Source organism: Pseudomonas sp., from assembly GCF_041601375.1.
GTDB lineage: Bacteria > Pseudomonadota > Gammaproteobacteria > Pseudomonadales > Pseudomonadaceae > Aquipseudomonas.
In genome coordinates, this window is record NZ_JBFIIG010000040.1 from 17021 (window position 1) to 27437 (window position 10417).

Here is a 10417-nt window from a genome sequence, read left to right on the forward strand (position 1 = left end):
GCTCTCCGGTTGGTGTATTGGGTCGGCTGCGCGGTGCGCGGCCTTAACAGCGGTTCAGGATCCTAGCCCGGCTGTCGGCTAGTCGGCATGTTCCTGCAGTTTCTGTTCGGCTTGCTCCAGACGCTGACGGGCGGCGGCCAGGGCATCGCTGGCGCTGCTCTCGTCGCGTTCCAGCTTGCGCAGGTCGGCGCGGGCGAAGGCCACTTCGGTTTTCAGGCTGCGGGTGGCGTCGTCGGTCGCGCGCACCAGCGTCGGCGCAGGCTTGCCGGACGCCGCTTCGGCGGCGTGCAGGGCCTGTTCGGCCTGGGCCAGCGCATCGCGCAGACGGCCCAGTTCGGCATCATCGCTGCCGGCTTTCTCGGCTTTTCTCAGCTCGGCGCGTTTCATTGCCAGTTCGATCTTGGCCTTCTTCAGAGCGCCGTCGTCGACCGGTGTTGCCGGCGGGGCGGTTTGCAGGCCGGCCAAAGCCTTTTCCGCCTCTTCGAGCTGTTGGCGCAAGCGGGCCAGTTCGGCCTGTTGGTCGTCGTCCGGGGCCTCGAGTTTCTCCAGCTTGCGCAGCTGGGCGCGGAGCATGGCGGCGTCGATCTTGGCTTTCTTCAGGGCGCCGTCGTCGACCGGCATTGCCGGCGGGGCGGCCTGACTTTGCAGCTCGGCCAGGGCCTTTTCCGCCTGTTCGAGCTGCTGGCGCAAGCGGGCCAGTTCGGCCTGCTGGTCGTCGTCCGGGGCCTCGAGTTTCTCCAGCTTGCGCAGCTGGGCACGGAGCATGGCGGCGTCGATCTTGGCCTTCTTCAGGGCGCCGTCGTCGACCGGCATTGCCGGCGGGGCGGCCTGGCTTTGCAGTTCGGTCAGGGCCTTTTCCGCCTCTTCGAGCTGCTGGTGCAGGCGCGCCAGTTCGGCCTGCTGGTCGTCGTCCGGGGCCTCGAGTTTCTCCAGCTTGCGCAGCTGGGCGCGGAGCATGGCGGCGTCGATCTTGGCCTTCTTCAGGGCGTCGTCGTCGACCGGAGTTGCCGGCGGGGCGGCCTGGCTTTGCAGCTCGGCCAAAGCCTTTTCCGCCTCTTCGAGCTGCTGGCGCAGGCGCGCCAGTTCGGCCTGCTGGTCGTCGTCCGGGGCCTCGAGTTTCTCCAGCTTGCGCAGCTGGGCGCGGAGCATGGCGGCATCGATCTTGGCCTTCTTCAGGGCGCGGTCGTCGACCGCAGGCGTAGCCGGCGCGGCGGCTGGGCTGGCCGTCACGGCCGCATCCAGGGCCCGTTTTGCGGCTGTTGCGGCACCGCGCAACTGGTCGACCTGGGCCTGCATCTCGGGCGTGGCGTGGGCCGCCAGTTGCTTCTCGGCCTTCTTCAGCGCGACCTGGGCCATGCTGGCCTCGATCTTGAGTTTCTTCAGCTCATCGCCGAGGCCGACCGGTTTGGCAGCCTGCGCGTCTTCAGTGCCCGCTGGCGCTGCGGCCTGGGCGGCCTTGGCGCGGGCGGCCTTCTCGGCGCGGGCCTTGCGCTCGGCTTCCTTCTGCTCTTCGGCGCGGCGCAGACGCTCCTGGCGCAGCTCGAAGCGCTGCTTGGATTGTTCGGCCTTGAGCTGCTTCTGTTCCAGGTCGCGAATTTCGCCCTTGGCCGCCCGGTAGTACTGCACCAGAGGGATGCTCGACGGGCAGACATAGGCGCAGGCACCGCATTCGATGCAGTCGAACAGGTTGTGCGCCTTGAGCTGCTCGTGTTCCTGGCCGATTGCGAAGAAGTGCAGCTGCTGCGGCAGCAGGCTGGCCGGACAGACCTCGGCGCACTCGCCGCAGCGGATGCAGGGCATGGCCGGCGGCGGTGGCGGTAATTCGGCGTGGGTCGACGCGAGCAGGCAGTTGCTGGTCTTGATCAGCGGCACGTCGAAGTCGGGCAGGGTAAAGCCCATCATCGGCCCGCCCATGATCAGGCGGTCGAGCTTGCCGCGATCGAGGCCGGCAAACTCCAGCAGCTCGCCCACCGGGGTACCGAGCAGCGCCTCGACGTTCATCGGTCGGGCCAGGGCTTCACCGGTAAGGGTGGTGATGCGCGAGATCAGCGGTTTGCCGAGGACCACCGCATCGTGGACGGCTTTGCAGGTGCCGACGTTCTGGCAGAGGATACCGATATCCGCCGGCAGACCGCCGCTGGGTACTTCGACGCCGGTGAGGATCTGGATCAGCTGCTTCTCGCCGCCCGAGGGGTATTTGGTCGGGAAGACCCGCAGTTGATAGCTGCGCTCGCTCAAGGCCGCACGCAGTGCGGCTATGGCTTCTGGTTTGTTGTCTTCGACGCCGATCAGCACCCGATCGGGCTGGATCAGTTGGGCGAGGATGTCGATGCCGGAGATCAGCTGCTGGGTGCGTTCGCGCATCAACAGGTCGTCGGCGGTGATATAGGGCTCGCACTCGGTGCCGTTGATCACCAGCGTATGGACCTTCTGGGTCGGCCGGGCGTTGAGCTTGACCGCCGCGGGGAAGCCGGCGCCGCCCAGGCCGCTGATCCCGGCCTGGCGAATCATCTCCAGCAGGCTGGCGTTTTCCAGGTGGCGGTAGTCCGGGCAGGGCGTCAGGTCGCACCACTGGTCCAGGCCGTCGCTGTCGATGACGATGGCCGGGACGAGCATGCCGGAGACATGCGGATAAGGCTGCGGTCCGATAAAACTGATGGTGCCGGAGGTCGGTGCATGCAGCGGCACGCTGACGAAGCCATTGGCAGCGGCGATCAGCTGCCCCTTGAGTACCCGCTGGCCCAGCTCGACCACCGGCTCGGCCGGTGCGCCTATGTGCTGGTTGAGCGGCAACACCAGGCGCTTGGGCAGTGGCGCGGACTGGATCGACGTACGGTTGGAGAGTTGCTTGCGCTCCGGCGGATGAATGCCGCCGGGAATATCCCAAACCAGGGGTTGCATCGCCGTCATGCTGCCTGCTCCCGATCGCTGGCGATCAACTGGCCGGGTGGCAGGGGTTTGTTCCACTTCCAGTTTTGCACGCTGCTGCCCAGCGGGATCATGTCGATGCAGTCCACCGGGCAGGGTTCGACGCAGAGGTCGCAGCCGGTGCATTCGGAGACGATCACCGTGTGCATCTGCTTGGCCGCACCGACAATGGCGTCCACCGGGCAGGCCTGGATGCACTTGGTGCAGCCGATGCACTCGGGCTCGCGGATGTAGGCGACCATCTGCGGTTTTTCGCCTTCCACGGCGTCAAGCGGTTCGGCCTCGACATCCAGCAGGTCGGCCAGTGCCTGGATGGTCGCTTCGCCGCCCGGCGGGCACTTGTTGATCTTGTCGCCGCCGGCAATCGCCTCGGCGTAGGGCTTGCAGCCGGGGTAGCCGCACTGGCCGCACTGGGTCTGTGGCAGCAGGGCATTGATCTGCTCGGCGATCGGGTTGCCTTGGACCTTGAAGCGCACCGCGGCGAAACCGAGGATGGCACCACAGACTAGGCAGAGCGAGAGCAATGCCAGAATGGCGATCAGGACCATGCTCATAACTTGATCAGCCCGGTAAAGCCCATGAACGCCAGCGACATCAGGCCGGCGGTGACCATGCCGATGGCCGCGCCCTGGAAGGTCTTCGGCACGTCGGCGATGGCGATGCGCTCGCGCATGGCGGCGAACAGCACCAGCACCAGGGAGAAGCCGAGGCCGGCGGCGAAGCCCGTGGCGGTGGCGTGGATAAAGGTGAACGCCTCCTTGTTGGCATTGAGCAGGGCCACGCCGAGGACGATGCAGTTGGTGGTGATCAGCGGCAGGAAGATGCCGAGCACGCGGTACAGCAGCGGGCTGGTCTTGTTCACCACCATCTCGGTGAACTGCACGGTCACCGCGATCACCAGGATAAAGCTGATGGTGCGCAGAAACTCCAGATCCAGCGGCTTGAGCACGTATTGCTGGACCAGGTAGCTGCACATGGCCGCCAGGGTCAGGACGAAGGTGGTGGCCAGGGACAGGCCGATGGCCGTCTCGATTTTCTTCGACACGCCCATGAACGGGCACAGGCCGAGGAACTGCACCAGCACGAAGTTGTTGACCAGGATGGCGCTGACCATGATCAAGGCGAGTTCGGTCATTGCGGGTTCCGTTGGTGGACAGGCAAGGCCGTGGTGAAAGGGGTGTCTATTATCGGGAAGCCGGTCCGGCCACACAAGCCGGATCACTGTTCCTGAGGGGCCGACATAAGATTAGAAGCCTGTCCGGGAAGCGCAGCTGTCGCGCATCGTAGGTTGGCGCTGAGGAACGAAGCCCAACAGAATCAGCTTTGTCGGGCTTCGTGGAGCTCAGTCAGGGTGGTCCGGGCCAACCTACGCGGCGTTATGGGCATCTCTGTCGGGTGCGTCTATTTGACCCGCTGGCCCGGCTTGGCGCCGCTGTCCGGGCTGAGCAGGTAGATTTCCTCGCCGCCGGGGCCGGCCGCCAGGACCATGCCTTCGCTGATGCCGAACTTCATCTTGCGTGCGGCCAGGTTGGCCACGTACAGGGTCAGGCGGCCTTCCAGCTGGCTCGGGTCGGGGTAGGCACTCTTGATTCCAGAGAATACGTTGCGTTTGGCGCCGCCGATGTCCAGGGTCAGGCGCAGCAGCTTGTCGGCGCCTTCGACGAACTCGCACTTCTCGATCAGGGCGATGCGCAGATCAACCGCGGCAAAGGCGTCGAAGGCGATCTCGGCCGCCAACGGGTCTTTTGCCAGCTCGCCGTTGTCTCGGGGAGCGTTCTCCTGGGGCGTGTGGCCGGTTTCGCTGGCGGCGAGGTCTTCTTTGGAGGCTTCGATCATGGCGTCGATTTTCGCAGGCTCGATTCGGGTCAGCAGGGCGCTGAACGGCTTCAGTTGGTGGTTGGCCAGCAGGCTCTGGTGGTCGTCCCAGGTCAACGGCGCGACATTGAGGAAGGCCTCGGCATCGGCGGCCAGTTTCGGCAGCACCGGCTTGAGGAAGATCAGCAACTGGCGGAACAGGTTGATGCCCAGGGCGCAGATGGCCTGCACCTCGTCCTGCTTGCCGTCCTGTTTGGCCAGGGCCCAGGGCGCCTTGTCGGCAATCCAAGCGTTGGCGCGGTCGGCCAGGCCCATGATCTCGCGCATGGCGCGGGCAAAGTCGCGTGCCTCGTAGGCCTCGGCAATGCTCGGCGCGGCGGCCTGGAAGGCCTCGGTCAGCTCGGGCGCGGCGTTGCCGGCGACCAGCACGCCGGCATTGCCCTTGTGGATGAAACCGGCGCAGCGGCTGGCGATATTGACCACCTTGCCGACCAGGTCCGAGTTGACCTTCTGCACGAAGTCCTCGAGGTTGAGGTCGAGGTCGTCGACGCCGCGTGCCAGCTTGGCCGCGTAGTAGTAACGCAGGTATTCCGGGTTGAGGTGGTCGAGGTAGGTGCGTGCCTTGATGAAGGTGCCGCGCGACTTGGACATCTTCTGCCCGTTGACGGTCAGGTAGCCGTGCACGGCGATGGCGGTCGGCTTGCGGAAGCCGGCGCCCTCGAGCATGGCCGGCCAGAACAGGGCGTGGAAGTTGACGATGTCCTTGCCGATGAAGTGGTACAGCTCGGCCGTCGAGTCCTTGGCCCAGAAGGCGTCGAAGTCCAGCTCGGGCGTGCGCGCGCAGAGGTTCTTGAAGCTGGCCATGTAGCCGACAGGTGCGTCCAGCCAGACGTAGAAGTACTTGCCGGGTTCGTCGGGGATCTCGAAGCCGAAGTAGGGCGCGTCGCGGCTGATGTCCCATTCTTGCAGGCCGGCATCCAGCCATTCGGCGATCTTGTTGGCCACCGCATCCTGCAGGGCGCCGCCACGGGTCCAGCTTTTCAGCATGGCGTCGAAGTCCGGCAGCTTGAAGAAGAAGTGTTTGGAGTCGCGCAGTTCGGGCACGGCGCCGGAGATGGCCGAGCGCGGGTTCTTCAGTTCGGTGGGCTCGTAGGTGGCGCCGCATTTCTCGCAGTTGTCGCCGTACTGGTCCTCGGCGCCGCATTTCGGGCAAGTGCCCTTGATGAAGCGGTCGGCGAGGAACATGCCCTTTTCCGGGTCGAAGTACTGGGTCACCGAGCGGGTGGCGATATGCCCGGCCTCGCGCAGTTTCAGGTAGATGGCCGCCGACAGCTCGCGGTTCTCCTCGGAGTGGGTCGAGTGGTAGTTGTCGAAGTCCACCAGAAAGTCGCCGAAGTCGGCTGTGTGCTCGGCCTTGACGTTGGCGATCAGCTGTTCCGGGGTGATGCCTTCTTTCTCGGCGCGCAGCATGATCGCCGAGCCATGGGCATCGTCGGCACAGACGTACACGCACTGATTGCCGCGCAGCTTCTGGAAACGCACCCACATGTCGGTCTGGATGTACTCGAGCATATGGCCGAGGTGAATCGAACCGTTGGCATAGGGCAGGGCGCTGGTGACGAGAATCTTGCGGGCTTCGGGCATGGGAATCGGCTGCACTGGTAACACTGGGAAGCCGCTAACTATAAAGGAAGCGGCAAGCTACAAGCCAGAAGCGACAAGAAAAAGCCTTGCATTCCAGGGGTTGGCCCGTGTTGCTTGCGGCTGCTGCTATGATACCCGCCTGTTTTTCTCGGTCTTTCCCTGGGAGCCCTCTATGTCCATCACCCGCGCAGCCATCGAAGCTGCACTGTCGCAATACACCGACCCCCACCTCGATCAGGACCCGGTCAGTTCCGGTTGCCTGCGCGAGGTGGATATCCAGGGTGGCAAGGTCAGGGTGCGCCTGCAGCTGGGTTACGCCGCCGGCCTGTTCAAGAGCGGCTGGGCGCAGATGCTGCAAATGGCCCTGGAAAACCTCGACGGCGTCGACAGCGCACAGGTCCAGGTCGATTGCCTGATCGAGGCGCACAAGGCCCAGGACCAGGTGCCGGCCCTGACCAACGTGAAGAACGTGATCGCGGTGGCCTCGGGCAAGGGCGGGGTGGGCAAATCGACCACCGCCGCCAATCTGGCGCTGGCGCTGATGCGCGAAGGTGCCAAGGTCGGCATTCTCGATGCGGATATCTATGGGCCGAGCCAGGGCATCATGTTCGGGATTGCCGAGGGTACGCGCCCCGAGGTGCGGGATCAGAAGTGGTTCGTGCCGCTCAAGGCGCATGGCGTCGAGGTCATGTCCATGGCCTTTCTCAGCGATGAGAACACCCCGATGGTGTGGCGCGGGCCCATGGTCTCCGGTGCGTTGATCCAGTTGCTCACCCAGACGGCCTGGGGCGACCTGGATTATCTGGTGGTCGACATGCCGCCAGGCACTGGCGACATCCAGCTGACCCTGGCGCAGAAGGTGCCGGTGTCCGGCGCGGTGATCGTCACTACGCCGCAGGATCTGGCGCTGCTGGATGCGAAGAAGGGCGTCGAGATGTTCCGCAAGGTGAATATCCCGGTGCTCGGCGTGGTGGAAAACATGGCGGTGCACATCTGCTCGAACTGCGGCCATGCCGAACACCTGTTCGGTGAGGGCGGCGGCGAGAAGCTGGCGGCACAGTTCGGCGTCGACTTGCTGGCGTCCCTGCCGCTGTCGATGGCCATTCGCATGCAGTCCGACGGCGGCAAACCGACCACCATCGCCGACCCGGAAAGCCAGATCGCCATGATCTATCAGGAAATCGCCCGTAACGTCGGCGCGCGTATCGCCCGGACTGAGCAGCAGGTGCAGGCCATGCCGAGCATCGTGGTCAGCGAGGACTGAGGGGCCGCGGCGCGCAGGCTCTGCGCGCCGTTACTGTAAGCACAAAACATACGCCCACAAAAATGCCGGGAGCATTATTGCGCGCAAGCCCCGAAGGGGTGAAACACATGGATGTGTTGAGCACAAAAAAGCCCCGCACGGGGCGGGGCTTTTTCTCAAGCGAGGTTAGATCAGGTTATACAACCTGAACTTCCTCAGCCTGCATGCCTTTCTGACCACGGGTGGCCACGAAAGTCACTTGCTGGCCTTCTTTCAGGCTCTTGAAGCCATCGCTCTGGATAGCTTTGAAGTGTACGAACAGGTCGTCACCGGATTGCGGAGTGATAAAGCCGTAGCCTTTCTCATCGTTAAACCACTTGACGGTACCATTCTGACGATTCGACATGTTATGTCTCCTAACAATTTTTAATAACAGCCCTGGAAAAGCCCAGGCCGGGACTGAGTGCAACGAGTACTAGGAGTCGGACGATGTTTGGATCGAAATCTAGGCATCAAGTAGCGATTCGCGGTGACACATGCAGCACAGTGGCGCTACTGTACGCGTTTTTAACGCTAAGCGCGAACGCTGTGTACGTCTTTCCGTTATTTAGCGACGGATGCGCCAACGCCCGGCTTGCGCGATGACGCTGGTCGACAGCCTTTGAACCCTGTCGCCGGCCCCGGTAAGATGCGTTCACTTTTTATCACCCGCTTATTCAGGACGCCCGCCATGAGCATCAAATCGGATAAATGGATTCGCCGCATGGCTCAAGAGCACGGCATGATCGAGCCTTTCGTCGAGCGCCAGGTGCGCGTAGAAGGCAGTCAGCCGCTGATCTCCTACGGTGTTTCCAGCTATGGCTACGATGTGCGCTGTGCCGATGAGTTCAAGGTGTTCACCAACATCAATTCGGCCACCGTCGACCCGAAGAACTTCGATGAAAAGAGCTTCGTCGACGTCAAGAGCGATGTGTGCATCATTCCGCCGAACTCCTTCGCTCTGGCCCGTACCGTCGAATACTTCCGTATCCCGCGCAATGTGCTGACCATCTGCCTGGGCAAGAGCACCTACGCGCGCTGCGGCATCATCGTCAACGTCACCCCGTTGGAGCCCGAGTGGGAAGGCCATGTGACGCTGGAGTTTTCCAACACCACCACCTTGCCGGCGAAGATCTATGCCAACGAGGGCGTGGCGCAGATGCTCTTTCTCGAGTCCGACGAGGAGTGTGAAGTGTCCTACAAGGATCGCGGCGGTAAATACCAGGGGCAACTGGGCGTGACCTTGCCGAAAGCCTGATCGAACCGCCGGATCGAAAAAGCCGGTTTCCCCGCAGCGGGGAAACCGGCTTTTTCTTGCCTGCGCTTGCGCGATCAGGGCGCCAGTGGCAGTTCGCGCTTATGCCGGCTGTTGTCGTAGGTGCGGGTGATGATGGCATAGGCCTCGTCGCGCACCGGCTGGCCATGCAGGAAGGCGTCGATCTCGGCGTAACTGACCCCATGCGCTTCTTCGTCCGGCTTGCCGGGGCGCAGTTCTTCCAGGTCGGCGGTGGGCACCTTGAACACCAGGTTCTGCGGTGCGCCAAGCTGCTGGGCGATGGCGCGCACCTGGCCCTTGACCAGGCCGCTCAGGGGCGCCAGGTCGCAAGCGCCGTCACCGAACTTGGTAAAAAAGCCCATGACCGCCTCGGCCGCATGGTCGGTGCCGATGACCAGACCGTCATTGGCGTTGGCGATGGCGAACTGGGCGACCATGCGCATGCGCGCCTTGATGTTGCCGACGACGAAGTCGCGGCGGGCCGTCGTGAGTTTCTGCAGGTGACTGACCTGCTCGCCGAGTCCGTAGACGCTGTCGGCGATATTGACCGTGTCTTCTTCGTCCGCGCGGATAAATTGCAGCGATGCCTGGGCGTCGTGCTCGTCGTGCTGGGTGCCGTGCGGCAGGCGCACGGCAATGAAGCGATACGCGGCGTCGCCGGTCTCCTGGCGCAGTTCTTCCACGCTCAGTTGCGCGAGACGCCCGGCGGTCAGCGAGTCGACCCCGCCGCTGATGCCCAGCACCAGCACTTTCAGGCCCGCGTTACGCAGGCAATCCTTGATAAAGGTTTTGCGCCGTTCGATCTCTGCCAGCAGGGCGGTTTCGTCGGCAAAGGGGGGCACCACGTTCAGGGCGGTGGCGATCTCGGCTTGGCGGCTGCTCATGGTGGTTCCTTAGTGCAAGTCGGTTACGCGGATGATGGTGGTCGGCAAGTGACGGCCTGCTCGTTGTGGCATGGCCCCAGTCGGCAGTGGCTCGCCGCAGGATCATAAGCCAACTAGGCCCGCCGAGTTAATCTTCAATGCCGTGCATGGGGCTGGAATTCGAGCGGAAAACAGGCGCCTCGGATCCCGCAGAAGCAATCGATGCATGTCTGCGCAGAGCGCTGGCGCAGTGCCAATAACTTCAAAGAAATCGCTCGTCGCGTGGCTGCACATCGGCGCAGGAGTTTCCCCCGGATTTCATCCGGGCTAGAAAATCCGTTCACTTGGCTTAAATGAACAGCATTGCAGGCGGCGAATGGCGCTGAAACATCTGGAAAGGCTGTCCGGCGAGGAATGACCTGCGGTGACCGAATTGCTTTGCTAGTGTGGGTCTAGGAGCCTGTCGGGCTTAACACTGTTCTACTGCGGAAAAGCCGGATTTGGTCATTTCTGCTGCTTTCCCTCGTTAAATAGCCAGCTATTCGCCTCGGAAAAGCACCAAAACTGCCTCAAACCGGACTTTCCCTCGCTACGAACGGTCAAGCCCGA

General features: G+C 63.4%; 8 protein-coding genes. 2 read left to right on the top strand and 6 right to left on the bottom strand.

Features of this window, described 5'->3' with window-relative positions:
- Positions 1-78: 78 nt before the first annotated feature.
- From rsxC to metG, 4 genes are all read right to left on the bottom strand, one after another.
- Positions 79-2910 (bottom strand): electron transport complex subunit RsxC, encoded by a 2832-nt coding sequence (gene rsxC / locus ABZE94_RS08080; RefSeq protein ID WP_372875021.1) that lies wholly within the window; start codon positions 2908-2910, stop codon positions 79-81.
- Entirely contained in the window at positions 2907-3482 is a 576-nt protein-coding gene (gene rsxB / locus ABZE94_RS08085; RefSeq protein ID WP_372875022.1) for an electron transport complex subunit RsxB, read from the bottom strand. Before rsxB ends, rsxC begins: the two co-directional genes overlap by 4 nt.
- Entirely contained in the window at positions 3479-4063 is a 585-nt protein-coding gene (gene rsxA, locus ABZE94_RS08090; RefSeq protein ID WP_372875023.1) for an electron transport complex subunit RsxA, read from the bottom strand. The genes rsxB and rsxA overlap by 4 nt, the downstream gene beginning before the upstream one ends.
- Before the next feature lie 266 nt (positions 4064-4329).
- Positions 4330-6387 carry a methionine--tRNA ligase gene (metG, locus tag ABZE94_RS08095; RefSeq protein ID WP_372875024.1) on the bottom strand — a complete coding sequence of 686 codons (2058 nt, stop codon included), beginning with the start codon at positions 6385-6387 and terminating at the stop codon, positions 4330-4332.
- A gap of 172 nt (positions 6388-6559) precedes the next feature.
- Here metG and apbC point away from each other — a divergent pair, with 172 nt between their 5' ends.
- A complete protein-coding gene (gene apbC / locus ABZE94_RS08100) occupies positions 6560-7651 on the top strand; it encodes an iron-sulfur cluster carrier protein ApbC (RefSeq protein WP_372875025.1) in 1092 nt (363 codons plus the stop codon).
- A 175-nt stretch (positions 7652-7826) separates the two neighbouring features.
- On the opposite strand, the gene ABZE94_RS08105 is transcribed toward apbC, so the two are convergent.
- Positions 7827-8036 carry a cold-shock protein gene (locus ABZE94_RS08105; protein WP_090498617.1) on the bottom strand — a complete coding sequence of 70 codons (210 nt, stop codon included), beginning with the start codon at positions 8034-8036 and terminating at the stop codon, positions 7827-7829.
- Between the two features lie 324 nt (positions 8037-8360).
- Here ABZE94_RS08105 and dcd point away from each other — a divergent pair, with 324 nt between their 5' ends.
- Positions 8361-8927 carry a dCTP deaminase gene (dcd, locus tag ABZE94_RS08110; protein ID WP_318947855.1) on the top strand — a complete coding sequence of 189 codons (567 nt, stop codon included), beginning with the start codon at positions 8361-8363 and terminating at the stop codon, positions 8925-8927.
- A gap of 74 nt (positions 8928-9001) precedes the next feature.
- On the opposite strand, the gene nadE is transcribed toward dcd, so the two are convergent.
- Entirely contained in the window at positions 9002-9829 is an 828-nt protein-coding gene (gene nadE, locus ABZE94_RS08115; protein WP_372875026.1) for an ammonia-dependent NAD(+) synthetase, read from the bottom strand.
- Positions 9830-10417 lie beyond the last annotated feature (588 nt).